This is a genomic window from Paenibacillus sp. FSL R10-2771 (genome assembly GCF_038000205.1).
In the GTDB taxonomy this organism is placed as follows: domain Bacteria; phylum Bacillota; class Bacilli; order Paenibacillales; family Paenibacillaceae; genus Paenibacillus_AQ; species Paenibacillus_AQ phytohabitans.
The window spans coordinates 7689157-7714351 of sequence record NZ_JBBOBM010000001.1 but is presented as its reverse complement, the minus strand read 5'-3'; the positions used below and the strand labels follow the sequence as shown (position 1 = coordinate 7714351).

Sequence of the window (25195 nt, the reverse complement as noted above, 5' to 3'; positions counted from 1 at the left end):
GCCGGGAAATGCAATCACGCTTAAACTGGCAAATAACACCGGAAACCTTGTAAAAACCAGGTTTTCCGGTGTTTTCTCTGTGTCCTCTATATCGCCGGGCGTCTATTAAAAGTATACTTATATATATTTAGTAGTATTAACTGAACAAAGGCGGCGAACTATGAGGATTAAACAACAGGTTTGGTTAGCAACATCGGTTACTATACTGCTGCTGGGCAGTATGATTATTATATCTTCACTCTATTTGGAAGGCATTCCGCGTATCTTCATTAATGGATTAAGCGGGGGCGGGATTCTGATTGGAATAGGCCTCATCTTCAGCATTCACCGGAATATTGACCACGGGCTGGACCGGATCACCAACATCTCCCGGGATATCGCCGACGGGACAATTAATCCTGCAGCCGCGGCAACCGTACGCAAGGATGAATTCGGACTGCTCGCAGCTTCTTACTACAAGCTGGCAGCCGATCTTCACCACAGGTCCGCTGAAGAACGCGAACTGCGCATGAAAGCGGAGGAGCAGGCCTGGATTAATACGCAAGTGTCAGAGATGGCAATGCAGCTTCAGGGATCGGTGCATCTGCAGACGGCAGCGCGTGTATTTATCGGCAGGCTGGCTGCCGCTGTCGGCGGAAGCTATGGAGCCGTATATTTGAAGCAGGGCGGTCAGCTAAACTTCGCAGCCGGCTATGCCTTTGACGAATCGGCAGGCCGCCGCGAACCCATTCAGCTGGGCAGCGGACTGGTCGGACAATGCGCGGTGGATCATCAGACCATCGTGCTGGAGGATCTTCCGGAGCATTATATCAAAGTCCATTCCGCGCTGGGTGAAGCTTCCCCATCTTCGCTTATCGTAGTTCCGATCATGCATGAGCGGGAAGTGGTCGCCGTAATGGAGCTGGCCGCTTTGCACCCGTTCGGTTATAAGGAGCATCAGCTGATCGAGCGGGCGGGTCAAAACATGGGGGTGCTGATCAATACTTTGGCCGGCGTGGCCAGAATTGAAGAGCTGCTGAGCGAAACCCGGCTGCAGAAGGACGAGCTGGAAGCGCAGACCGAGGAACTGACGGCACAGACCCAAGAGCTGGAGGCACAGACCGAAGAGCTTATGGCCCAAACCGAGGAGCTGCGGCTGCAGACGGATCAGCTGCAGGATCAGGGAGAAGAGCTGAAGATGCAGGCCGAGAGCCTGCTGTCCTCCAATGAAGAGCTTCAGGCGCAAATGGAGCTGACAGAGGAACAAAAAGCCGAGATTGAAGCCCAGGCCGATGAGCTGAGGCAGCAGACGGAAGAACTGTACGCCTCCAATCTGGAGCTCCAGCAGCAAATGGAGATTACCAGCCGGCAATCGACAGAGATCAAGGCACAAGCCGATGAGATATCTGCCGCGAACCGCGATATGCAGAAGCAGCTCCAGCTTACAGAACGCCAAAAAGCCGAGATTGCCGATCAGGCTGAAGAGCTTCAGGCCCAAACGAATGAACTTCTGGATCAGAAGGAAGAACTCCAGGCACAGACTGAGGAGCTTCAAGCTCAAACGGAAGAACTCCAGGCCCAGACCGACGAGCTCCAGGCTCAGGCCGACGAGCTTCTGACCCAGAAAGAAGAGCTAGCGGCCTCCAATGATCAGCTGCTGCTCCAAGTCCGGCTTACCGAGCAGCAGAAGGAAGAAATTCAGGCGCAGGCCCAGGAAATCTTCATGGCTGCCCAGTATAAATCGGAATTCCTCGCCAACGTATCGCATGAACTGCGCACACCGCTGAACAGCCTGCTGATTCTCTCGCAGATCCTCGCCGAGAACAAGGAAGGCAATCTTGAGAAGAAACAGCTGGAATATGTGCATACCATCTTCTCAGCAGGCAAGGATCTGCTGCAGCTGATCGATGAGATTCTCGATCTGGCCAAGCTGGAGGTCGGCAAAATGACTCCTGTTCTTGAACCGGTCTCTTTACAGGACCTCAGCAACCATATTTTCCGCCATTTTGAACAGCAGGCCAAGAAAAAGAATCTCCGGTTCGATGTCCATTCAGACAACAGGCTGCCTGACCATCTGATGACCGACGGCCACAGACTGCAGCAGATTATGAATAATCTGTTGTCCAATGCTATTAAGTTCACCCCGGAGCAAGGCTCCGTTTCCCTGTCCATCCGCACCAGCGGCGAAGAAGTAGTCTTCGCTGTCAGCGATACCGGCATCGGCATTGCCGCCTCCAAGCTGGGGAGCATCTTCGAAGCGTTCCAGCAGGCGGACGGCACCACCAGCCGCAAATACGGCGGCACCGGTCTTGGACTTACGATCTGCCGCGAGCTGGCTACCCTGCTGGGGGGAAGAATTGAAGTGGATTCCGTTGAAGGCAAAGGCAGTACCTTCTCGCTGATCATTCCTGCAGTTGAGCCGGGAGAGGACGCACAGGCGCTGGCTGCCGCTACCTTTGCAGCCGCAGCCACTGCGGATATGCCGGGTTCCGAGACCGGCAGCCGGGAGAATCCGGCTTTCCGGGAATCGTTCGTTCCCGATATTTCCATCACCAATCCGAAGCTGCTGCAATATGCCGAGATGGAGGATGACCGCGGCAATCTGCTCCCCGGCGACACTCTCCTGCTGATCATAGAGGAGGATGCGGAATTCGCCACTATGCTGCTTGAACTGGCGCGCAGCCGGGGCTTCAAGGCGATCGTTGCCTTCCAGGGCGATCAGGGTCTGGCGCTGGCACATGCCTACAAGCCCGATGCCATCCTGCTGGATCTGCATCTTCCCGTTCTGGACGGCTGGTCGATTATCAGCCGGCTGAAGAGCCGGCCGGAGCTGCGCCATATTCCGGTGCATGTCATCTCGACAGCCGAGGAGAATCAGCAGAGCCTGGCGATGGGCGCCTTGTCCTTCTGGAAGAAGCCAAGTGATTATGCCGAACTGGAGGCAGCCTTCCTGCAGATTGAGACGTATATCCGCCGTCCGGTGAAGAGCCTGCTGATTGTTGAAGACAACAAGATTCTGCGCAGCAGCCTTGTCGAATTCATCGCGCATCCCGATGTGAACATTATTGCGGTCGGCACAGGCAGGGAAGCTATGGAGCATCTGGCCAGTCATCATTTTGACTGCATGGTGCTGGACTTAGGCCTGTCGGATATTTCCGGCTTCGATCTGCTGGAGCAGGTCAAAACCAACCGTAAGCTGCAAACCCTGCCGGTCATTATCTATACAGGCAAGGATCTCAGCAAGACCGATGAGCAGCGCCTCAAGCACTACGCCGAGAGCATTGTTATCAAGAATGTACGGTCTATGGAACGGCTCTACGATGACACAGCCTTATACCTCCACCGCAAGCATGCTGACCTGCCGCTGGATAAGCAGCAGCTGATCGAGAATCTGCACAATCCGGAGTCGGCCTTTGCCGGAAAAAGCATTCTGCTTGTGGATGATGATATGCGTAATATTTTTGCGTTATCCAGTGTGCTCGAAGGTTATAATATGGAGATCAGCTTTGCCCAGAACGGTAAAGAAGCCCTGGAGCATCTGGAGACACACCCGGGCGTTGAGCTCGTATTCATGGATATTATGATGCCTGAGATGGATGGTTACGAGACCATGAAGCATATCCGGCTCAGACCGGAGTATGACCAGCTGGTAATTATCGCGCTGACCGCCCGCGCCCTGGAGGAAGACCGGGTCAAATGCCTGCAGGCCGGAGCGAACGATTATATATCCAAACCGATCAATACGACACAGCTGGTGAGTGTGCTGAAATTATGGTTGATTCAGTAGGAGGAATTATGGAGTACCCTATTAATATTTTACTTGTCGATGACCGGCCGGATGAGCTCCTGTCTATGCAGGCTTTGCTGGCCGACACACCTTATCAGCTGATTGGTGCAACCTCCGGCATGGAGGCCCTGAAATGTCTGCTGGAGCAGGAGTTCGCCCTGATTATTATGGATGTGCTCATGCCGGACATGGATGGATTCGAAACGGCGAAGCGGATCAAAGCGCGTCAAAAGTCACGTGACATCCCGATTATATTCCTCACCGCGCTGACTTCAGAGCTGGAGAACTATATGATGGCCTATTCAGCCGGAGCTATAGATTTCCTGACCAAGCCTTTCCATCCGATCGTGCTTAAGAGCAAAATTGACGGCTTCGTCCGCCTCTATCGGACCCGCAAAGAGCTGCAGCTTAAATCCCAGGAGCTGGAGGCGGCGAATAGTGTTCTGACCGAGCTGAAGGACACTGCCGAAGTCGCTCTAAGGATCAAAAGCGGCTTCCTCGCCATGATGAGCCATGAAATCCGCACACCGCTGAACGGAATTATTGCCATGTCGGATGTGCTGCGGACCTCTGAGCTGGCGGCGGATGATCTGGAAATGGCCGAAATCATTCATACAAGCGGCCACGCACTGGTGTCTGTCATTAATCATATCCTGGACTTCACCAAGATCGAATCCGGCAAAATGGAGCTGGACTATGAGCTGTTCAACCTCCACTCCTGCATCAAGGAAACCGTTGATCTCTTCCGGGCACTCGCCAAGGAACGCAATCTGGTCCTGGAGACCTTCATTGATCCAGCCATTCCCGCACTGCTCATAGGCGATCCCAACCGTCTGCGCCAGGTACTGAACAACCTGATCGGCAATGCAATCAAATTCACCTACTCGGGCGGCGTTAAGGTAGGGGTTCATCTCCGGCAAGCGATGGATAGGGTAATGGAGCTTGAGTTCATTATTGAAGATACCGGCATCGGCATTCCTGCGGACAAAATGAAATACCTGTTCCAGCCGTTCACCCAGATCGGCGCTACGATCAACCGTAAGTTCGGGGGTACCGGACTCGGGCTGTCCATCTGCAAAATGCTGGTCGATCTGATGGGCGGAACAATCTACGCTAAGCCGGATGTTGAGCAAGGGGCCGTCTTTATCTTCACGATTCAGGTCAGTGAAGGACAACCGGATTAGCGCCTTGTCCAGCTGTTTATCTCGGCAGCTGGCCGGACACCAGGCATATCAAAGAACCGCAAGCCTTCGGGGCTTGCGGTTCTTTGTGTACGGTCATAGGTCTGCTGCGCCTTATTCCACGCCGCCGGGCAGCAGCTCCACCTTCTTGTTATTCAGCACATTGTCCTCAAGCACGGCGAATTTATCGCCATACTCTTTAATAATATGCTGCTCTCCCCATGCGCACAGGGAGTCCAGAATGGAGCCGAGTGTCTGTCCGTATTCACTCAGCTCATATTCCACTTTGGGCGGAACCTGATTATAGCTGATCCGGTTGACAATGCCGTCCTGCTCCAGCTCGCGGAGCTGCTGGGTCAGCATTTTCTGCGTAATATTCGGCATATGGCGCTTCAGATCACTCGTCCGCAGCTTGCCATGCGTCAGATGGCAGAGAATAACGCATTTCCACTTCCCCCCGATGACCTCAAGCGTAGCCTCGACTGAAATATTATATTTTTTAGCCATTATAATGCCTCCTGTATGCTCACTTTACATCCCTGTATGTGTCTCCCAGCGGGTAGTTATGGGTACTTTTTGGTACCTATAGTACTTTAAAGTACGTACTATCCATTTTCGTATCTGTACTCCATAATAGCACTTACCGGCCGGTGATTACCATAGTAGGAGTGAAGAACATGTCTCTGGACACAAAAAGAAGTACCCTCGCGCTGCTGGCTCTGGCGATCAGCGCCTTTGCGATAGGAACAACCGAGTTTATCAGTGTCGGGCTGCTGCCGCTCATAGCTGATGACCTGAATATATCCGTGACCACCGCCGGATTAACCGTAACTCTGTATGCGCTCGGCGTAACCTTCGGTGCGCCTGTGCTAACCTCGCTGACCACAAGAGTCTCCCGCAAAACACTGCTGCTCCTGCTGATGCTCGTATTCATCGCCGGTAACAGTCTTGCAGCCGCTGCTGGCGGAATCGGCACCCTGCTGGCCGCCCGGGTAATATCCGCCCTCTCGCATGGCCTGTTCATGTCGATCGCCTCCACCATCGCCGCCGACCTGGTGCCTGAGAACCGCAGGGCCAGCGCCATCTCCATTATGTTCACCGGCCTTACCGTAGCCACGGTCACTGGCGTGCCGCTCGGCACCTTCCTCGGACAGCAGCTGGGCTGGCGGGCTGCCTTCACCGCCATTGTGGTGATCGGCATTCTAGCGCTGATCGCCAATCTGATTCTAGTGCCCGCCGGACTCCGCAAGGGGACCCGCACGCCGCTGCGCGAGCAGGTCAAGCTGGTGACGAACGGCCGGCTGCTGCTGGCTTTTGCCATTACAGCCCTGGGCTACGGCGGAACGTTCGTCGTCTTCACTTATCTCTCCCCGCTGCTGCATGAGATCAGCGGCTTCCAGGAGAAGACGGTCGCTGTGATCCTGCTCGTCTATGGTATTGCCATTGCCATCGGCAATGTGATCGGCGGCAGAGCAGCGAACCGCAAGCCGATGAACGCCTTATTCTATATGTTCGCCCTGCAGGCCGCCGTGCTGCTAATCCTCACCTTCACGGCTCCCTTCAAAACCGCCGCCCTGATCACCATCTTCTTCATGGGGCTGCTCGCCTTCATGAACGTCCCCGGGCTGCAGGTCTATGTAGTAATGCTGGCTGACCGGTTCGCGCCCGGCGCCAGAGATGTCGCCTCTGCTGTCAACATTGCCGCGTTCAACGCAGGCATTGCCATCGGAGCCTACCTCGGCGGCCTGGTCACCGATCATATGGGACTGATCCACACCGCCTGGGTAGGCGCTGTCATGGTGTTCGGGGCCGTTCTGCTCACGGCCTGGAGCCGGGCGCTGGAGAACAGGGACGAACGTATGCAGCGGGCGGAAGCTGCTTAAGCTTAAGTGCTGTGTACGCCGCAAATGGAAATGTGCGCAGTCAAGCGGTATGCATGGTCTGATTATAGGCTATAGCTGCCGCAATCCCTTTCTCGTAATACCTCGCTGGCTGTGACGGGGAGAGCATCTTGCTTCTTAAATTCCTGCCCATAATACAACATTTCCCTCTTTATTCCGGGCAAATTTTAAGATTGTTGTATGAAATGCAGCATTTCTTGTCTTCTAAGCGGCTTATCGAAGAAATTATTGTATTTAATACAACAATCCTTTAGTAAATCCGGATATCAAGGAATCAAAGCTGCACTACGTACAACATTTTGCCCGTAACTACACTATTCCTTCAGGAGGTCATTCGATATGGCACAGCATTTACAAGATAGAACAATACTTCAGGGCGGCGTGAGTATGCCGTGGGTTGGACTCGGAGTTTTTCAGGTAGAGGACGGCGACGGGCTGGTGCAGGCGGTGAAGTCCGCAATTGCCCACGGCTACCGCAGTATTGATACAGCCGCAGTCTATGCCAACGAACACGGGGTCGGGCAAGCGGTCAAGGAAGCTATGGCCGGGAACAAGCTGACCCGCGAAGAGCTGTTCATAACCTCCAAGGTCTGGAATGCAGACCTTGGTTATGAAGAGACCCTTGCCGCTTACGAGGCCAGTCTTGAGAAGCTGGGTCTAGAATATTTGGATCTGTATCTCATTCACTGGCCGGTGAAGGGCAAATACAAGGAGTCCTGGAGAGCGCTCGAAGCCCTCTATACAGCAGGCCGCGTCAAAGCCATCGGCGTCAGCAATTTCCAGATTCATCATCTGGAGGATATCCTGCAGGATGCGGAGATCAAGCCGATGGTCAATCAGGTTGAGCTGCATCCTTATCTGTCCCAGCAGCCGCTGCGGAGCTTCGCTAAGACACATGGCATCCAGATCGAAGCATGGGCTCCGCTGATGCAGGGCCAGCTACTGGATCAGCCGGTGCTAACGGAAATCGCCGCCAGCCATGGCAAGTCCGTTGCCCAGATCATCCTGCGCTGGGATCTGCAGCATGGGATCGTCACCATTCCGAAATCAACCAGAGAGCAGCGGATCATCGAGAACGCCTCCCTGTTCGATTTTGAGCTAAGCAGCGCCGACATGGACCGCATTGACAGCCTCAATCGTGATCAGCGGACCGGTCCCGATCCGGACAATTTCGATTTCTAAGCGGTTGGCGTTCCGCCTGGTGTCCAGCCTGATGTGCAGCATGCTGTATATCTGCTAATAGAAGAAGCTCCCGCCTTCACAGTTTGAAGGCGGGAGCTTCTTTTGCTCTTTACTCCTACTCTTTACTCCCACTCCTTACTCTTACTCCTTACTCTCACTCTTTACTCTCAATCTTTACTCCTACTCTTCACTCTCACTCCTTACTCTTACTCCTTACTCTCACTCCTTGCCCCGTTTTCCCCTTCGTTGCCGTCTCTGCAACCCTAACCGCCCACCATAGCAATAAGCACAGGTAGAGCCAGGAAGGACGCCAGCGTAGTCCAGACAATACAGCGCGAGACCAGTGATGGCGAGCTGCCGAAGCGTTCGGCCAGCACCACGGAATTGACCGCTACCGGCATCGAGGCCAGAATCAGCAGCACCGAGAATAAGGGGCCCGTAATGTTCAGCGCGAGCAGCACCAGTGCGGCCAGCAGCGGAGCCAGCAGCAGCCGGACGGTCAGCCCCGTCCAGAATGCAAGCTGCACGTTGCGCTCCGTATGCGCAGCCCGGACCTTCACCATCTGCGCGCCGAGAATCGCCAGCACTACCGGCGAGTAGGCTCCTGCAGCCATCGATACGCCCGAAGCCAGTTCATGCGGCATATGCAGACCGAGCGCCCGCAGCAGCAGGGCCAGAATGGCCGCATAGATTGCCGGCAGCGAGAAGACTGACTTCACGGCGCTGCGCACCGAGAACTGTGATCTGGCGGCAAAATACACGCCGATCGTATTCACAATCACCATCTGGGCGATGACATAGACCGATGCCTTGTCCAGGCCCAGCTGGCCGAAGGCCAGCAGCACCAGCGGCAGACCGTAATTGACGCTGTTCGTGAAGGTGGAGATGAGCGTCAGGCCGGCGGCTTCCGGCGGAGCCAGCTTCAGGATTTTACCGATCAGGGTAGCCAGCCCCCATAAGAGAAACAGATTCAGCAGCGAGAATGCGAGCGTCTTATAGACATCATCGAAGGAGATTTCCGCCGTAGCAAGCGTATCCAGGATAATTGCCGGACTGAGAAAATACAGGTACAGCGTCAGCAGGGGCTTCGTGTCAAGATTCTTATAACGTCCGAGCAGCGCCCCGGCGGCCACCGGAATGGACAGCGGCACAATAACCTCTACAAGTGTCGATAGTACAGTCTGAATCACACGCCAGGACCCCTCTGTTCTTTAGTTACTCCCTACTATACCCTTTGGGGCAAGGAGCGTCTAAGACCCGGAATCAATATCCTTAATAGAAACTGCCTATGGCAGCCCGCCGCTTGCAGTCTTTGCAACAATTTCCGCCCGAAGGGCAGAATCGGCACCTTACCAAAGGATAGATTAGACCTCACTACCCTGCTCTGCCAAGGTGCATGACATTCACCTGGAATTGACGGCATAGGCATCCCACTCTGAGATAATAGTTGGAAAAACGTATCTTAATTCGGCTTTTTATGATCCTTTGCCGCAATTAAGTGGATTAACGTCATTTAATTTCCTGCCTTTTCTCTATTCTGAATTCCATCTATTTCGATCCACTGGCTCTACCTCCACCACCGGTTATCAGGCGCAGCGTATAAATTCTTATCTTTAGACAAAAAATCCTGTACCCTTATCAAAGCAGGGTACAGGATTTAAGAATTACAGGATTTAAGATTTATAGCATTTTAATCTCAAGCAGCTCATATTTGATGACGCCCATTGGGGCATTAACGCTGATAATGTCGCCCACTTTTTTGCCGATCAGCTCTTTGCCGAGCGGACTTTCGTAAGAAATCTTGTTGTCCAGCACATCAGCCTCTGCGGGACCAACCACTCTATATTCAATCTTTTCGGAGTATTCCACATCATTCAGAATGACGATGCAGCCTACGCTGACTGTGCTCAGATCCATATTGCTTGAATCCACAATCTGCGCCTTGATCAGCATCTTCTCCAGAATCATGATCCGTGTCTCCATGAAGGATTGATCCTCCTTCGCGGAGTGGTATTCGCTGTTCTCCTTCAAATCGCCGTAGCTGATCGCCAGCTTAAGCCGGGCTGCAAGCTCCTTGCGCCCTGCTCCCTTAAGTTCTCTCAGCTCATCCTCGAGCTTGGCCAAGCCTTCTTTCGTCAAAAACACTTCGTCATTGTTGGACATGTATACAACTCCTATTATTTGCTCGCTTTATTGTATTCTAACTCATATTCGCCCAACATGCGAAGAGAAAGCGCTACAGCGGCAAATCGCCACAATTCCAGCACAGCAAAAATAACCCATTATCATTTACAATAGGGACAGATTCCAAATCCAACCACAGTCAGGAGCACTTAGAATTGATGTTTATGCAATCCTCTAAAGTATACCGCTTTACAATCTGCTTGGCCGCCGCACTGATTCTGCTCTCGGGTTCGAGCCTGTCCATTGCAGCTGCAGCAAAGCCATCGTCATCTTCACCAGCGGTTTCAAGCTATGATGTCGTTGTTATCGGAAGTGAAATTCAAGGCGTACTGCTCGCCAAGGAAGCCGTTAAGGCGGGCCTTAAGGTGCTGATGCTTGATCCCCGCAGCAAACCGGGCGGTGAATTGATCCAAGGACAAATGTTCTTCCTCGATGACGTGAATGACAATAAGCAGCGAAGTCTCGTACAAGGCGAAATCAAGAACCTGTTCAACGGATACAAAGCCGGAACCATCCGCAAGGCTGCGGATTTCCAGACGTATTTTGACAAGGTCATTCAAGGAATTCCGCTGAAAAGCGGGGTCGTTCTGGATCATGTAGACACTAAGACAGCAGGCAGCGGCAAAACACTTAGCTCGCTTACATACCACGGCAAGGACGGCAACAAAGTTACAATTCAGTCCCGTTACTGGGTGGAGAATACGGATTACAACGCCCTAAGCAGTCAGCTGAAGGAAGCCCGGATTCCGGGAATGGAAACTATATATAACGGTAAGAAACCGGATTATATGGCCGCTACCTATATGCTCAATTTCAAAAATGTAGATTGGAATCTGCTGCACCAGCGTATTCTGGAGGATTATCCGCTTACGAATGTGCGCAAGAAATATGGCCCCAATACCTATGTGGACTGGCATTTCGCTACCGGGTTCAGCAATATTACCAATACCTACATCACTAAGGACAAGCAGCTGAGGCTACGAGGATTGAATGCCACCTACCAAAAAAACGGCCAGGTAATCATCAACGGGCTGCTCATTTACGATGTAAACCCCTCAGACCCCAAATCCGTAGCGTCCGCAGTTCAGAGGGGGCAAGCTGAAGCACCTTTCATTCTAAGCTTCTTGCGCAAGAATATTCCCGGCTTCGCCAAAGCAGAGCTGAATGGCTTTCCGGAGTACCTCTATATTCGTGACTATAACCGGTATGAGACTAAATATGTCCTGGATTACCCGGATCTGATGAATAGCCGGATGTTCTGGGATAATGTGAGTATCGGCGGCTACTCCATAGATTTGCAGGGTACCCGGGCAATTCCGACCGGTATTGGCTACGGCAAGCCGGACCGTTATGGACTGCCGCTGCGCTCCTTCGAGTTGAAGTCTTATGACAATGTGCTGGTGACCGGAAAAAATGTCGGCGCCAGCATCAAGGCCTACGGCAGTGCACGAATCATGCCGACCACCGCACTGGCAGCACAGACCATCGGCATCATTCTTGGGCGGGAACGCAACAAGCCGCTGGCTAACCTTACGGAGGCGGATTTCAAGCGGATTCGAGCCTATCTGAAACAAGATTATCAGATTGTCCTACAGTAGAAACTTTCTATCTATATTATGTATACACAGCAAACCGCCATTCTGATCCGCGAGAATCTGGAGTGACGGTTGTTTGTATATCCAGCGGCAGCCCTTTTACCTGTTCGCCCTCTGCTTCCCGGCCCCGGCCTGCAGCACAGGAGCTGCCGCTGCCTTGCCGTTTCCCCTTCTCAGCAGAAAGGTCAGCGGAATCGCCAGCAGTCCAACCACCGTAGCGATCAGGAAAATATCCTGTACGCCCAGGGTCATTCCCTGCGCCTTGATCAGCGCACCTGCCGCAGAAGCTCCGCCGCTGAGTTCCTGCTGATGGGCGAGTGATCTGGAGGCGAGCAAAGAGCTGAACACGGCAATGGACAACGCGCCTGTAGCCTGGCGGACCCAGTTCGTCACAGAAGAAGCATGCCCTGTGATCTGCTTGGGTACGGCTGACATCCCGGCATTCGTCACCGGCATGAAGGCCAGGGCAATGCCAACATTGCGCAGGGCCATCAGCATCGCCACACGGGTATGTGTAACGGCCAGCGTAAGATGGCTAAGCTCCCAGGTTGAAGCGCTCAGCAGCAGAATACCGCTGAGAATGAGCCAGAACGGGCCGATCCGGGAATATAGCTTGCCGACGACCGGCGACATGACTGCCATTACGATCGAGCCGGGCAGCAGTACAAGTGCCGTCTTCAGCGGAGTGGACTGCTGGATGTCCTGCAGGAAGACCGGAATTAAGAAGGTCCCCGAGTATAACGCAACGGTAATAATACAGTTAATGATCAGACTGTAGGTGAACCGGTTCTGCTTGAACACCTTAAGGTTCAGCAGCGGCTCCTGCAGAGACAGCTCCCGGCGGATGAAGTAGGTTAAGGCCGCTGCGCCAATCAGCAGCAGGGATAAGGTCTTCCATGAGGTCCAGCCCCAGGCATTCCCCTTATTGAAAGCGAGAATAATAAAGGCGCTGCTCAGAATCACGGTTACGAATCCCGGCAGATCGAAGCTTCTGCTGCTGGCGGTTTGACGCTGGAACGGCAGGCATTTCAGCGCTACCACAATCGCGATGATGCCGATCGGCAGATTGATCATGAACAGCGATTTCCAGCCGAAGTAGCCGGTAAGCCAGCCGCCGAGCGTTGGCCCGAAGGCAGGAGCCAGCATGGAGGACAGGCTCCAGAGGCTCATGGCGAAAGCCTGCTTCTCTTTCTCGATAAACTGATAAATCATCGTCATCGTCGTCGGGATAATCAGCCCGCCGAATATTCCCTGCAGGGTCCGGAAGATAATCAGGGAATGAATACTCCAGGCCACGGTACACAGCCCGGAGAACAAGGTGAAGCCCGACAGGGCAAACACATAGAGATATTTATAGCTCCACTTGTCGCCGAAATATCCTACGACTGGAGCAATTACGCCGGTAGCCAGCAGATAACCCGTAATCATCCATTGCACCGTGCTGATCTCGGCATGGAAGTCTTTCAGAAACACCGGGAACGCAACGTTAATCGTTGTTGTACTGAGAATGGCCATGAAATTACCGAAAAAGATGGCCAGAATAATAAGCCAGAATGATGAATTTTTTGCCGTCTGATTACCCAAGTATGCTCTCTCCTCTGCACTGCCACCACTATAAACATTAGCTTCACACTAATATAGGTGTATGATACAATCATTTCAATATACGTGTATTATACAACTATCATCCTGGAAGTCAATATGACTTATTTCATTAGAGTTTCATTATGCTTTTATAAATAACCGCAGCTTTCGCTTAGGGCTGTATTATCACTTATAATATGGAGACATATAAGGCTGGACCTTAAGAATTACTCAATCATAAAGGACGGATACTAACTATGGCTGATGAACAGACTGATAAAAACCTCGAAACCCTGAACCATGAGCTCATTACGCTAATCCGCCTCGGCTCGCTGGATAAAAAACATGGCGGCCTGGACCGCTCCTCCTACACCCTGCTCCACCATCTGTCGAACCACGATAAGGTAGGCGTTAAAGCGCTCGCCGAAGAATTCGGCCTCGATACCTCTACCATCAGCAGGCAGACGAGCGTCCTTGAGGCGAAGGATTATGTGGTAAAGGTGCCTGATCCGCAGGATGGAAGATCGAGCTATTTTCAGATTACCGCGCTGGGTGCGCAGACGTTTGCCGAGGCCCGGGACATCCGGCTGCAGCGCTATGAGCAGATTTTTGAAGGCTGGTCTCCCGTGGACTGCCAGACCTTCAGCGGGCTGCTGGCCAGGCTCAACCGGAAACTGCAGCAAAAGCCAGACTAAGGATTGACGAATAATGACGAAACTGGTAGATTGAATTAATCATACAATTTAACTCGGAATTATATTTTAGCCAAAGGGGCTGGTTCTGCATGAATTTTATCTTCTTTTCCCCGCATTTCCCCAAGAACAGCGCTGATTTCTGTACCCAGCTGCAGCAGCAGGGGGCGACGGTGCTCGGGATTGGCGATGCCGAATATGACCAGCTGGAGGACAAGCTGAAGTCGGCACTGACGGAGTATTATAAAGTAAGCAATCTGGAGAGCTACGAGGAGATCCTGCGGGCCGTTGCTTTTTTCACCTATAGATACGGTAAGATTGACCGCTTCGAGTCGCTGAACGAATACTGGCTGGAGCAGGATGCCGCTATCCGCACGGATTTCAACATTTACGGCACCAAGTCCGATTTCGTCTCCAACCTGAAGCAGAAGTCCAAGATGAAAGAATTCTTCCATAAAAGCGGTGTAAGCACCGTTCAGTTCTCCACCGGGACTACGCGTGAAAGCGTGGAGAGCTTCATCCAAAGCGCCGGCTTCCCGCTGGTGGTTAAGCCCGATCTCGGCTCCGGTGCCAGCAATACGTACAAGATTAATAACGAAGAGGAGCTGCAGCACTTTTTTGACACCAAGCCGGAGGATGTAGCCTTTATTATTGAGGAATTCATCGATGGCGTTATCCTCACCTATGACGGGCTGGTGGATATTGACGGTAATGTGCGGTTCGCGGTCAGCCACCTGTTCGAGAATAGTGTAATGGAGGTCGTCAACACGGATAACCACCTCTACTATTTCTGTCTGAGAGATATCAGCCCCGAGGTAGAAGAGGCCGGGAAGAATATTCTGAAGGCTTTTGACATCCGGGAACGGTTCTTCCATATCGAGCTGTTCAAATCACACAAGGATGGCCGGATCATTGCCCTGGAAGTGAATATGCGTCCCCCGGGCGCCTGGATGACCGATGCCATTAACTTCGCATACGATGTGGATGTCTATAAAGAATGGGCCAGCATGATCGTACACAATGAGGTCGGCGGTCCTTACGAAGGCAAATATTACACCGGCTATGCCAGCCGCAAGAGTCATAAGCATTACGCTCACAGCCACGAGGACATCTACCGCACATTCGGCGGGCAGATTGTGAATTATGCCGAGATCGAAGAGGTATTCAGCAGAGCGATGGGTAACAGCGCTTATCAGTTCCGTTCTCCCGAGCTTTCGGAGGTCAGGGACATCAGAGGTTATATTCACCAAGAAGAGGGATAGGATGTGTTAACGGATGAGGATAAGCTACCATAAGGAGTACAGCCACAACTTGGGCAGAGACATGGAATATAAAATATACGGCCACGCCGGCAAACCGATGCTCGTCTTCCCCACGTCGCTTGGACGCTTTTATCAATATGAGGATTCGGGCATGATTGACACGCTCTCCTCCTTCATTGAAGCGGGCAAGCTGCAGATATGGGCCTGCGACAGTATTGATGAAGAGACCTTCTTCTCCACTCACTGGAATAACGAGGACCGGGTGCACCGTCATGAGCAGTATGATAAATATATCGCGCATGAGCTGATTCCCGGCATCCTCCACCAGAGCAAGCAGAACAACGGCGGGACCGATCAGCGCATTCTGATCTCAGGCTGCTCTATGGGCGCTTATTACAGTGCCAGCTTCTTTTTCCGTTATCCGCAATATTTCGATACCTTAATCGCCCTGAGCGGCGTCTATTCCACCTATTATTTCTTCGGCGACTATATGAGCGAGCAGATCTACCTGAATTCACCGCTGCATTATCTGCCGGGACTGACGGATGATTATTATCTGAACCAGTACCGCAGCAGCAACATCATCGTCTGCGTCGGACAAGGCGCGTATGAGGATGAAATGCTGCATGAGACCCGGCTGCTTCAGGATGTGCTCGGACGCAAAGGCATTCCCGCACGGATCGACTACTGGGGGCATGATGCCGGTCATGACTGGCCGTGGTGGAACAAGCAGATTCATTATTATGTGGAAGGCTGCCTATAGCACGTTTATAGAAAAAAGAACGGGACTGTCCAGCCATCATTGCAGATGACTGCGGCAGCCCCGTTTTTGGCATGCGTTCACCCGGTTCACGGCAATAAAAAAGGAAACCGCCAGGTTCAGCAGTTTCCTTCCAGCACTTACAGCCGAGTCTTATTCAGGCAAATGCTCTGAACAGAACAGAACCAGTGCTGCTTCCTCGTCCTCTTCCATATCGAAATCGAGCAGCTGGCCTGACGAGGTTTCCTGCAGATCGTAGCTGACAATGCTTGTCTGCTCTTCTTCCACTTTCACAATTACGCGGGCCGAAACACCGTTCTCTACGTATAGCTCATCATCTTCCGGCACATCCAGGTTAATGACGAACTCATATCGCTTGCCGCTTAGTATTCCAAAAGGATCTCTTACGTTCTCCACGGTGTAGCTTGTAAATGTCAACACGTCGCATTCCTCATTTCTCAAATCACTGCCAGATTATTGTAACACAAGTAGAAACGCCTTTGCTTCCTTTTACAAGACAGCATCGTACTTATGATGACAAACTGCTGCCTAATTTATCCGGGAAACTGCGCTGCCGGCACCTCTGCCTTGCCTTTGGTCTTCTTGATCTGCTTGCTGCGAAGCTGTCCGCAGGCCGCATCAATATCGACTCCGTGCTCCAGCCGGGTGCTGACGCTGACGCCCTGCTTCTTCAGCGTGTCGAAGAACGCACGTACGGATTCCCGCTCGCTCCGCTGATACTGGCTATGCTCATCTACCGGATTATAAGGGATCAGATTCACATTCGCCAGCTGACGCCGGTCTCCGATTAACTCGGCCAGCTCCAGGGCATGCTCCTCACGGTCATTGATATCCTTCAGCAGGATATACTCCAGAGTAATTCTCCGGTTGGTCTTCTCCAGGTAGTAATCAATCGCCGGCATTAGCTTCTCTATAGGAATGGCACGGTTGATCTTCATGATCTGTGTCCGCAGCTCATTATTCGGCGCATGCAGGGAGATCGCCAGATTGACCTGCATATTGGCGTCGGCGAATTCTCTGATTTTGTCAGCCAGACCGCTGGTGGATACGGTAATGCCTTTGCCGGCAATGGCCAGACCCTTGTGATCCTTGATCGTAATCAGGAAATTCAGCAGATGCCGGAAATTATCGAACGGCTCACCGATGCCCATTACGACTACATGGCTGACCTTTTGCCCAAGACCGGCCTGATCCAGATCAAGCTGAACCTTCATAATCTGCTCGACAATCTCGCCGCTGGTGAGATCGCGGCTCTTCGCCAGCAGCCCGCTTGCGCAGAAGCTGCAGCCGATATTGCAGCCGACCTGAGTGGTGACGCAGACGGACAGACCGTACTTTTGCCGCATAAGCACCGTTTCAATCAGGTTGCCGTCTTGTAAGCGGAACAGGAATTTGACAGTGCCGTCAGCCGATTCCTGCTTCACATGCTCTTCCATCGTCTGAAAGACATAATGCTCTTCCAGCAGCTGTACACAGTCCGGGTTCATCCCCGTCATTTCTGCAAAGCTGGTAACCCGCTTGCGGTATAGCCATTCCCAGACAGCGGATGCACGGGATTTCTTGTGCCCATGCTCCAGCAGCCAGGCGGTCAGTTGTTCCAAAGTCAATCCATAAATGGATTCTTTATTCATTTCATATCCTCTTTTCAAAACTTTAAAGTTCAATCAATCTATTCTACCTTGCGGGGGACATTAGCAACAACAATAACTTATTGTCTCAAATTTTGTTTATTAAAACAAGGGGAAACGCTGCCGATTCCGGGTCATTTCCGTGCACATACGCAGAAAAGCGCACCCCGCGATCCGGGATACGCTTCCTGCTTTTTATTTGAAGACGGCGAACTTCAGTCCCTGTGCCTGAAGATACTCAATGATCTCAGGAAGCGCCTGGACCGTAACTGCTTTTTCGTGCAGCAGATAGATGCCGCCGGACGGGTCCGTTGTATGGAAATAACGGAGAACCTGCGGGGCATTATCGGCTTTCCAATCCTCGGGGTCCCGGTTCCAGAGCAGCAGCTTCATATGCTGCCGCTTCGCCTCAGCGGCCAGCTCATCATTAACTGCACCATAAGGCGGACGGAAGATAGTTACCGCCGAGTTCATGTTCGACTCCAATTCCCGGCTGGCCCGCTCCAGATTCTTGCGGTTCTCCTCAGGGCTGTTCCGTGTCATATCACTGTGATCCCAGGAGTGGCTGCCTACTGGCATGCCATGCTCATTAGCATAGCTGACCTCTGCCGGGCGGCTGCTGGCGTTCTGTCCAATAAACAGGAAGTTCGCCGCCACACCATACTCGTCCAGAATATCTACAATCTGCCTTGTGTACTGCGAGGGCCCATCATCGAAGGATAAGGCCACATACCCCTGAGGCAGGCTGTATTCATAGCTGTTCCCGTCCAGTTCAATCTCTTCAACCGAAGTCTCCGGAGCCGCTGCAGACGTATCTTCCGGGGTATCTTCCAGGGGATCTTCCGGAGCCTCTTCCGGGACTGCCTGGACTTCGCTGCTCTGGTAGGCCGCCGTCTGGATCACCGGTATAACATTAATAAGGGGACTACTGCTGACGTCCGCAGCTACGGCCGCCTGCAACGGGTCCTCATGGGCTTCTGCGCTGTTGCTGAACAGCTTGCCGTCCATGCGCAGCAGGAACAATGCGATGAGGCAGCTGAACAGAATACCGCGCAGCAGTATGGCCCGGACAGGCCGCAGGCTGCGGCTGCGCTTCAGATGTCCAGGTCTGTGCTGCGGCAATTCAAGTGACGGTACCTGAGCAGCAGGCCCGGGCCCGGCTGGACGTTCTTCCTCCTGCCGCGCCTTTACAAGCTGCGAGGCATACTCCTCAGAGCAGGCATAATACAGCGTTTCGCTAAACGTCTGGTTCATTTTGATCAGGGAGCTGAAAAAGCTGCGGCGGAAGGGGTCCCATTTGGGATAGAGAGACAGACGCACACGCTGACCCGCGAAGGGGCCAAGCATACTCAATTGCACATATGTATATTCATCGATGATTAGTATATGGCGGGCGGAACCGCTGCTGTGGGTTAAACCTACCTCCATCTGATAGACGCCCTGCCTCTGCTCAAGGGACAGCAGCTCTACCATCCGAGCAGTGTTCGCCGGGTGTACTGGCATAAGTCCTATGTATCTCCGTTGCTGTCGTTACGCTCTGCCGGCGGAGTGCTTCCGCCAAAGGGTACGGTCATGCGGTTGGTGAAATCGCTGATCATGCTGGAGAGGTAGGTTTTCTCCTGCCGGACCGTATCGTATTTCTGTTTCAGGTGACTGTTCTCTGTCTCCAGGCGCCCGATCTTCTCTTCGAGCTCATTCATCCGCTTCAGCTTCTCCGAGATGGCATCATTATGTTTTTGTACAAGATTGGCATATTTCTGCTGCTCCAGATCAATGGTGCTCTTGAGCTCATCCATTTCTCCTGACAGGGTCGTGTGCAGCTCACGGTAATCCTCCAGTACCTGGTCCACCTTCAGATTCTTCTCCACCAGCTTATGCTCTAGCTCCAGGATGCTCTTCTCCCGCTCTTCAATTACCTTGTTCAGGTTCCTCAGATCCCGTCCCAGCCTCTCCACATGACTGCTGGAATGATTCAGCCGGTCCTGCAGTTCATGGTTGTTCGTTTCAGCATGCGCTCTGGCCTGAATCATCTGCTCTACTGCGAAGACCAGATCCAGCGACTTTTTATCCAGCTGCGCTTTGCCGACGGACACGAGGCCGGGGGCACTTTCAGCCTTCTCATAATTATCGCTATCTTCGGGCGGAGGTTCGGCCAGTTGAACCTTTTGAACCATACCCGGTTTGGCCGGTTTGTCCACAGCTTCTTTCTTCTTAAAAAACGGAGCAGCCATCTATATAATCACCTCATTATAAATGTCAAAATATGTCGAGCATGTACGAGTTTATTATAGTTGATTTAGCGGATGCGTTAGTGAGCCTTAGTATCTAACTTTACTAAATGTATCCAAAGGCCCAAGTTGCGCCAGCAAGCTGCTGCCTGGCCCATTTCAGGATGAATTACCCCTGCCATTTGTACTGGTCGTTCCCGAAAAACAAGGACCATAACGCGCCTGAAAATCCCGGATTACTCCTGCGTGTTGTCATAGCATCCTAAGGCCAGAGTAATACATCTCCCGGTTCAAATCCGGGATTTAACGCTTAACTGTACAGCAAACAGGCACCATCCTGACCGGACGGCACCTTCATGCATCATTATCCAAGTTACATCGGGAACCCCGCCTGCAAAAGGTCAAACAGCATAATTTCCTGAACAACAAAAAAACGCAGTCCGCAGGAAGCAGGGACCACGCTTTTCATCCAAACCATTATTTATACAGTACTTTCTCCACATTGTATTTGGCCTTAAGCTTGTTCACAATGTAAGTCTCATAAATTTCTCTGTCGACCGGGTCTTCCACGATGCAGACTTCAATCTTGGTTACTTCGTCACGGTGTGGCTTCATGACCGATACGTTATCTTCGAAGTGCTTCTTGATCCGCGGTCTGAGCTTGCGTGCCTTGCCTACAAACAGCAGCTCATCCTTGTCATTGTAGAACATGAAGATGCCGCCGGCTTCGCGGGTGATCAGGTGAAAATCCGTAAATCCGTAAATATGGCTGAGCACAGGGTTAGCCTGCTTAAAAATAGTAACTTCCGGTGCCGGAATGGTAATGCTGATCATTAAGCTTCACTTCCTCATTGTATATAGAAATAAATAGTATCACAGATTGGGAAACCTGACTATTTCTATCTTCTGCAGATAACCTGTGTTTTATGAGGGGGAGTTACACTTATTTGGCTGCACGGTTCTGGAGGGAATGGATCGTCGCTGTTATCCCCTGTTCAAAAGGCGTGGCCGGAACCGGCCCGGCTACCCGCTCGTACTTCGCACCGCTGAGCCGCAGCGGCTCCTTCGTCAAATACAGCATCTCGACAATCTCTTTCATTACCGGTACAAACAGGCCGAGCAGTGACAGACCTGCTGCGCCTAAGGGGATCACCAGTTTCGAGCTTCCGGCGGCTTCGCGGGCAATCCGGACGATCTCTTTGCCGGAGATCACGCCGGCTCCAGGAATGTTCCAGTTCTGCCCGTAGGCCTCCTCGCGGAGGGCCAGCTCCACCATCATCACTGCCGCATCCGGCAGATAGACGTATTCGCGCGGAACGTTCATATTGCCGATGAACATCGCAGGCCTACCGGCAGCTATGGCTTCCAGCGTTGATCCGAGGTAAGAGGCTTCATTGGCCGTGGGGCCGTAATAATCCGGCAGACGGACAATCATTCCCTTCGTGCCGCTCCAGCGCGGGCTGAAGAACATCCGCTCGAATTCCAGCTTTATTTTCCCCTTGCGGGTATGCGGATTCTTCGGATAGTTCTCGTCAAGCGGCTGCTCGTTCACCCGTCTTCCATACGGATAAATCCCGTCCACAGCCACTACCTTCGCCCCCAGCCGGTTCGCAGCCTCCATTACAGCTTCACCCATCGGCAGCAGCTTCGCGGCCATTTCGTGATAAGGCACTGATGCACTGTGAAAAATAACATCAGCCCCGCGCGCGGCCTTGAATACATCATCCGCACGGAACACATCACCGGTCTGCAGGCTCAGCCCTGCCGGATTCCCCAGCTTGGCCGCGAGCTGTTCCAGCTTCGGCATGGAGCGCCCAAAGGCGACAGTCTCGATCCCTCTTCGAAGCAGCTCGGCAATAATCACCGTTCCCGTTCCTCCGGTTGCTCCCAGTACCATCGCTTTGTTTATCATTTGAAATTCCTCCTGGTATAATGAATTTTTATTTATTGTTAATTTTTATTAGTGATTGATCACTAACTAAATAATAAAAATAAAAATAAATGGTATATAGCCGAACTAAATTTAAGCTGTTAACTGAAATCCTGCACGAAATACAACATTCTACCCATGAAATCGGGCTAAATTGAAAATTGTTGCACAAAAGGCAGCATTTCCATCTGATTCAAGCCGCTAAGCGGAACAATTCATGTATTTCGTACAACAATAATTACGAATCCCACCATATTCATGAGCTCAAGTTGTAATACGTACAACATTATCTATTCATGGCCGATTACCTGCGTTCATAATGAAAATGATGGACACGTACCACTATTTCGTTTCGTTCAAGCTTTGCTTGTTCTTTGCTTAATTCTTTGCTAGTTATCCATTGCATTACTAAGTTATTGATCAGTCACTACTCGAAAACTGAAAAAATGATGATCCGGCTGGATCGGGAATTATGCAGCTGACTCTTGCCTGTGGCTGTGAATTTTGCTTAATCCTCCTCCCGCGCTTGTTGCACCGTTACTCCCGATCATCCTCCTGCCCGCACCGGTGCTTACAGATGCTTCGGTTTCAGCTCCGGCATTCCCAGCGTGAGGGCGATATTGCAGAGCATACCGTTAGCCATGAAGGTGCTCACCTCCACCTCCGGGTGCGCAAACCCTGCTGCCGAGAACTTGCTCTCCATCAGACGGGTTACCTCCAGAATTCCAGCCTGCATCGACTGGCGGATAGCTTCATCCCGGATGCCGATGGCCTGTACCTGCAGAATAATCTCATTCGGATGGGTCTCCATCAGTTGCTCGTATAGCTGAATGGCCTCTGCAAGCAGCTGGTCTGCGGGAGCCTGAAGCCCTGAGAAGGTGCGGAGAATCCGTTCAAAAGCCCGCTCCAGCGCAGCAATGAACAGCTCTTCCTTATTCTTAAACAGCTTGAAGATATACGGCTGGGATATCCCCACCTTCTCGGCCACCTGCGCGGTTGTAGCCCGGTAATAGCCATGTTCTGCAAACACAACCACAGCCGACTCCAGAATCTGCTCCCTGCGGTTTACCGGAATGGTCTCCTCTCCTTTGGAACGGATAGTGCCCGATTGCTTGTTCATATAGGTCTCCCTTTCTGCCGGAATGTTAGGTGATCGTCTGGCTGTCTTTAGGTTATTGATCAATCACTCTCTTGTTTAGCAGTATATACTTCAATCTTTAAATAATCAACCACAGCCTGAAAAATAATAATTACTGAACAAAATCTCCCGGAAGGCGAATCAGCACGAATCAGCACCAATCAGCACCTCCCTAAGGTTAATTTAGACCTCACTCACCATTCCGGCTAAATTTCACTTTGGATTAGCAGCTGCAAAAATGAAAACAAAAGCAACTATTGCCGGCCGCCATACTGCCAAGCCCTTTCGCCTAGACAGCCGTGCCGCCTGAATCAAATCGCGCATCGCCGCACCAGCCCCCCTTTCAACCGCGTGCAGAGAGATTGCACGCGGCGCTAAGCCAATTATTTCCCATATAATTATTTATTTTGCCGGACCGGACGCCGGACCGGAGTTAGTGGAGGTGATGGAAAGGACATGTCATCGCTTCGGCAGCGCCCTGTTGCTCAGACTCTGCTGCCGGATCATCCGTCCCCGCATGCAACGAGGCAGAGCCGCCAGCTTCACTGGATGGACCGGCTGCTGCATCTAACCTGTCCGCGTACGCCTTCTGCTGGTACATGAAGCGCGGACTTAGATGCAAATCTCTCAAGGTGTTATCGTTCCAGATCGGCGTGGACGAAGGCGACATCGGGGGGATCAGCCAGCCCCATTTGCCTGATACTTCACGCCCCTGCCGCTTCTCCTGTTCCTGGAAGCGGACGAACTGATCTGCCGCTGTATGGTGATCGACAATACTGACCCCGGCCTGCTTGAAGGAATGCAGTACCGCGCGGTTCAGCTCCAGCAGCGCACGGTCCTTCCACAGCGAGGTATTAGCCGAACGGTCCAGGCCCAGCAGATCGGCCACTGCCGGCAGGCGGTTATAACGTTCTGTATCCCCCAGATTCCGGGAGCCGATCTCCGTTTCCATATACCAGCCGTTGAAGGGCGCCGCCGGGTAACGGATGCCGCCGATCTCCAGGCACATATCCGAGACAACCGGAACGGGGTACCAGCGCAGGCCCAGCTCTGGGAACCGTCCGATCTCCGGATGAGTGAGCGGAATCTCCTGCACAAGTCCCGGCGGGACGGGGAACCAGCGGGGTTCCTCCCCGCCGATGCTGATGACAAGCGGTAGAATATCGAAATCCCCGCCTGTCCCCTGCCAGCCCAGCTTCCGGCAGACCGCAGTGAACTCATCTGAAGCCGGATCACCGGCACGCGGCTGCTCCCCGTCCCCGGGATAGCCGGCATAACGGATCAGTTGGTGATTCCAGATCCGGATAGCTCTATCCGGCTGCTCTCCGCTGCGGAATACGGTTATGACCGGCCGGATCCTGCCGCCGTTATTCGCATGCTCCACATGCCGGAATAGCGCCTCGGCCACCTCCTCCGCAGTCTCTGCCCCGCGCGCGTCAAGCACTGTAAGCGAATGCCAGAACAGCCTTCCGATACAGCGGCTGTTATGACGCCAGGCCATCCTCGCCCCATGGGTTAGTTCTTCCTCCGTATGTATATAGGTGCCCGTAAGAATCACTTCTTCGCGTATATGTGCAAGACGCCGCTCCCGCTCACTCTCTGACTTGTCCAGCTCCTGGTAACATGCAGTGATGAAGGCTTCCGCCTGCCCGATTAATTCATCAATGTTAGGCTGCTGATCTATTCGATTCATTCTTTCCCTCCTTGTTTCTGGTAAAATAATGTTGATCAACTCCGCTATTGGAGCGGATAACTACATGCTGGGGTGATGAGGTTGAGCAAATTCGGAATGTACGCGAAATTCACCGCTAAACCGGGTGAACGGGAGGCATTGGCTGCCATTCTGCTGGAAGCCGCAGCGGCGGCTGAGCCTGTCCAAGAATGCGAGCTGTATATCGTGAACCTCTCGGAATCCGAGGCGGATATCCTCTGGGTCACAGAAGTATGGAGCAGTGCGGAAGCCCATGCTGCTTCCCTTGCCCTGGAGGCCACCCGTGCCACGATCCAGCGGGCCATGCCGCTGATTGCCGGAGTCGAGCCGGTCAAGCTAATACCTGTGGGCGGAAAAGGGCTGGCGTTCGGTTCAACTGCCCCATAGGCGGCTGAACCCTTATACCTTTCCTGAAATAGAGGCAAGGAATGC

21 protein-coding genes are annotated in these 25195 nt (G+C 52.6%); 9 read left to right on the top strand and 12 right to left on the bottom strand.

Annotated elements, in window-relative coordinates:
• The first annotated feature begins 160 nt into the window (after nucleotides 1-160).
• Both NSU14_RS33585 and NSU14_RS33580 read left to right on the top strand, forming a co-directional pair.
• Complete coding sequence (locus tag NSU14_RS33585) at nucleotides 161-3766, top strand: response regulator (RefSeq protein ID WP_340948664.1); 3606 nt, start codon at nucleotides 161-163, stop codon at nucleotides 3764-3766.
• A gap of 8 nt (nucleotides 3767-3774) precedes the next feature.
• Nucleotides 3775-4950, top strand: a complete 1176-nt coding sequence (locus tag NSU14_RS33580) for an ATP-binding response regulator (protein ID WP_042140411.1) — start codon at nucleotides 3775-3777, stop codon at nucleotides 4948-4950.
• Nucleotides 4951-5061: 111 nt separating this feature from the next.
• Here the strand turns inward: NSU14_RS33580 and NSU14_RS33575 are convergent, their stop codons facing one another.
• Nucleotides 5062-5454, bottom strand: coding sequence for a winged helix-turn-helix transcriptional regulator (locus NSU14_RS33575; RefSeq protein ID WP_042140412.1), 393 nt, complete (start codon nucleotides 5452-5454; stop codon nucleotides 5062-5064).
• 170 nt (nucleotides 5455-5624) lie between these two features.
• Here NSU14_RS33575 and NSU14_RS33570 point away from each other — a divergent pair, with 170 nt between their 5' ends.
• Together NSU14_RS33570 and NSU14_RS33565 are read left to right on the top strand one after the other, a co-directional pair.
• A complete protein-coding gene (locus tag NSU14_RS33570) occupies nucleotides 5625-6830 on the top strand; it encodes an MFS transporter (RefSeq protein ID WP_076243623.1) in 1206 nt (401 codons plus the stop codon).
• A 357-nt stretch (nucleotides 6831-7187) separates the two neighbouring features.
• Complete coding sequence (locus NSU14_RS33565; protein ID WP_076243624.1) at nucleotides 7188-8030, top strand: aldo/keto reductase; 843 nt, start codon at nucleotides 7188-7190, stop codon at nucleotides 8028-8030.
• 263 nt (nucleotides 8031-8293) lie between these two features.
• Here NSU14_RS33565 and NSU14_RS33560 read toward each other — a convergent pair whose 3' ends face one another.
• Nucleotides 8294-9220 carry an AEC family transporter gene (locus NSU14_RS33560; RefSeq protein ID WP_076243625.1) on the bottom strand — a complete coding sequence of 309 codons (927 nt, stop codon included), beginning with the start codon at nucleotides 9218-9220 and terminating at the stop codon, nucleotides 8294-8296.
• A gap of 490 nt (nucleotides 9221-9710) precedes the next feature.
• A complete protein-coding gene (gene greA / locus NSU14_RS33555) occupies nucleotides 9711-10193 on the bottom strand; it encodes a transcription elongation factor GreA (RefSeq protein WP_042140416.1) in 483 nt (160 codons plus the stop codon).
• A gap of 179 nt (nucleotides 10194-10372) precedes the next feature.
• Between greA and NSU14_RS33550 the strand changes: the two genes are divergently transcribed.
• Complete coding sequence (locus tag NSU14_RS33550; protein WP_076243626.1) at nucleotides 10373-11812, top strand: FAD-dependent oxidoreductase; 1440 nt, start codon at nucleotides 10373-10375, stop codon at nucleotides 11810-11812.
• Between the two features lie 96 nt (nucleotides 11813-11908).
• Here NSU14_RS33550 and NSU14_RS33545 read toward each other — a convergent pair whose 3' ends face one another.
• Nucleotides 11909-13393, bottom strand: a complete 1485-nt coding sequence (locus NSU14_RS33545) for a DHA2 family efflux MFS transporter permease subunit (RefSeq protein WP_340948663.1) — start codon at nucleotides 13391-13393, stop codon at nucleotides 11909-11911.
• Between the two features lie 257 nt (nucleotides 13394-13650).
• Here NSU14_RS33545 and NSU14_RS33540 point away from each other — a divergent pair, with 257 nt between their 5' ends.
• The 3 genes from NSU14_RS33540 to NSU14_RS33530 all read left to right on the top strand — a co-directional run bounded on the left by NSU14_RS33540 (nucleotide 13651) and on the right by NSU14_RS33530 (nucleotide 16110).
• Complete coding sequence (locus NSU14_RS33540; RefSeq protein WP_340948662.1) at nucleotides 13651-14088, top strand: MarR family winged helix-turn-helix transcriptional regulator; 438 nt, start codon at nucleotides 13651-13653, stop codon at nucleotides 14086-14088.
• An 89-nt stretch (nucleotides 14089-14177) separates the two neighbouring features.
• Complete coding sequence (locus NSU14_RS33535) at nucleotides 14178-15347, top strand: ATP-grasp domain-containing protein (RefSeq protein ID WP_340948660.1); 1170 nt, start codon at nucleotides 14178-14180, stop codon at nucleotides 15345-15347.
• A gap of 49 nt (nucleotides 15348-15396) precedes the next feature.
• Nucleotides 15397-16110, top strand: a complete 714-nt coding sequence (locus NSU14_RS33530) for an esterase family protein (RefSeq protein WP_340948658.1) — start codon at nucleotides 15397-15399, stop codon at nucleotides 16108-16110.
• Nucleotides 16111-16260: 150 nt separating this feature from the next.
• On the opposite strand, the gene NSU14_RS33525 is transcribed toward NSU14_RS33530, so the two are convergent.
• From NSU14_RS33525 to NSU14_RS33490, 8 genes are all read right to left on the bottom strand, one after another.
• Nucleotides 16261-16548 (bottom strand): DUF6509 family protein, encoded by a 288-nt coding sequence (locus NSU14_RS33525; RefSeq protein ID WP_042140422.1) that lies wholly within the window; start codon nucleotides 16546-16548, stop codon nucleotides 16261-16263.
• A gap of 113 nt (nucleotides 16549-16661) precedes the next feature.
• The gene (rlmN, locus tag NSU14_RS33520; RefSeq protein ID WP_039294932.1) at nucleotides 16662-17759 is read right to left on the bottom strand and encodes a 23S rRNA (adenine(2503)-C(2))-methyltransferase RlmN; all 1098 of its coding nucleotides are present in this window, start codon (nucleotides 17757-17759) and stop codon (nucleotides 16662-16664) included.
• A gap of 192 nt (nucleotides 17760-17951) precedes the next feature.
• Entirely contained in the window at nucleotides 17952-19259 is a 1308-nt protein-coding gene (locus NSU14_RS33515) for a polysaccharide deacetylase family protein (protein ID WP_081970345.1), read from the bottom strand.
• A 5-nt stretch (nucleotides 19260-19264) separates the two neighbouring features.
• Complete coding sequence (locus NSU14_RS33510) at nucleotides 19265-19987, bottom strand: hypothetical protein (RefSeq protein ID WP_336102720.1); 723 nt, start codon at nucleotides 19985-19987, stop codon at nucleotides 19265-19267.
• A 474-nt stretch (nucleotides 19988-20461) separates the two neighbouring features.
• Nucleotides 20462-20818 carry a nucleotide excision repair endonuclease gene (locus NSU14_RS33505; RefSeq protein ID WP_340948656.1) on the bottom strand — a complete coding sequence of 119 codons (357 nt, stop codon included), beginning with the start codon at nucleotides 20816-20818 and terminating at the stop codon, nucleotides 20462-20464.
• Between the two features lie 109 nt (nucleotides 20819-20927).
• Entirely contained in the window at nucleotides 20928-21896 is a 969-nt protein-coding gene (locus tag NSU14_RS33500; protein ID WP_340948655.1) for an NAD-dependent epimerase/dehydratase family protein, read from the bottom strand.
• Between the two features lie 589 nt (nucleotides 21897-22485).
• Nucleotides 22486-23034, bottom strand: coding sequence for a TetR/AcrR family transcriptional regulator (locus tag NSU14_RS33495; RefSeq protein WP_042140426.1), 549 nt, complete (start codon nucleotides 23032-23034; stop codon nucleotides 22486-22488).
• Nucleotides 23035-23485: 451 nt separating this feature from the next.
• The gene (locus NSU14_RS33490) at nucleotides 23486-24745 is read right to left on the bottom strand and encodes a nitric oxide synthase oxygenase (protein ID WP_340948654.1); all 1260 of its coding nucleotides are present in this window, start codon (nucleotides 24743-24745) and stop codon (nucleotides 23486-23488) included.
• A gap of 81 nt (nucleotides 24746-24826) precedes the next feature.
• Here NSU14_RS33490 and NSU14_RS33485 point away from each other — a divergent pair, with 81 nt between their 5' ends.
• Nucleotides 24827-25150 carry a putative quinol monooxygenase gene (locus NSU14_RS33485; RefSeq protein WP_039294950.1) on the top strand — a complete coding sequence of 108 codons (324 nt, stop codon included), beginning with the start codon at nucleotides 24827-24829 and terminating at the stop codon, nucleotides 25148-25150.
• The last annotated feature ends 45 nt before the right edge of the window (nucleotides 25151-25195 follow it).

Excerpts from the sequence above, each read along its gene's own strand:
- NSU14_RS33585 (WP_340948664.1), top strand. The coding sequence starts at position 161 with ATGAGGATTAAACAACAGGTTTGGTTAGCAACATCGGTTACTATACTG.
- NSU14_RS33580 (WP_042140411.1), top strand. The coding sequence starts at position 3,775 with ATGGAGTACCCTATTAATATTTTACTTGTCGATGACCGGCCGGATGAG.
- NSU14_RS33575 (WP_042140412.1), bottom strand. The coding sequence starts at position 5,454 with ATGGCTAAAAAATATAATATTTCAGTCGAGGCTACGCTTGAGGTCATC.
- NSU14_RS33570 (WP_076243623.1), top strand. The coding sequence starts at position 5,625 with ATGTCTCTGGACACAAAAAGAAGTACCCTCGCGCTGCTGGCTCTGGCG.
- NSU14_RS33565 (WP_076243624.1), top strand. The coding sequence starts at position 7,188 with ATGGCACAGCATTTACAAGATAGAACAATACTTCAGGGCGGCGTGAGT.
- greA (WP_042140416.1), bottom strand. The coding sequence starts at position 10,193 with ATGTCCAACAATGACGAAGTGTTTTTGACGAAAGAAGGCTTGGCCAAG.
- NSU14_RS33550 (WP_076243626.1), top strand. The coding sequence starts at position 10,373 with ATGTTTATGCAATCCTCTAAAGTATACCGCTTTACAATCTGCTTGGCC.
- NSU14_RS33540 (WP_340948662.1), top strand. The coding sequence starts at position 13,651 with ATGGCTGATGAACAGACTGATAAAAACCTCGAAACCCTGAACCATGAG.
- NSU14_RS33535 (WP_340948660.1), top strand. The coding sequence starts at position 14,178 with ATGAATTTTATCTTCTTTTCCCCGCATTTCCCCAAGAACAGCGCTGAT.
- rlmN (WP_039294932.1), bottom strand. The coding sequence starts at position 17,759 with ATGAATAAAGAATCCATTTATGGATTGACTTTGGAACAACTGACCGCC.
- NSU14_RS33515 (WP_081970345.1), bottom strand. The coding sequence starts at position 19,259 with ATGCCAGTACACCCGGCGAACACTGCTCGGATGGTAGAGCTGCTGTCC.
- NSU14_RS33510 (WP_336102720.1), bottom strand. The coding sequence starts at position 19,987 with ATGGCTGCTCCGTTTTTTAAGAAGAAAGAAGCTGTGGACAAACCGGCC.
- NSU14_RS33505 (WP_340948656.1), bottom strand. The coding sequence starts at position 20,818 with ATGATCAGCATTACCATTCCGGCACCGGAAGTTACTATTTTTAAGCAG.
- NSU14_RS33500 (WP_340948655.1), bottom strand. The coding sequence starts at position 21,896 with ATGATAAACAAAGCGATGGTACTGGGAGCAACCGGAGGAACGGGAACG.
- NSU14_RS33495 (WP_042140426.1), bottom strand. The coding sequence starts at position 23,034 with ATGAACAAGCAATCGGGCACTATCCGTTCCAAAGGAGAGGAGACCATT.
- NSU14_RS33490 (WP_340948654.1), bottom strand. The coding sequence starts at position 24,745 with ATGAATCGAATAGATCAGCAGCCTAACATTGATGAATTAATCGGGCAG.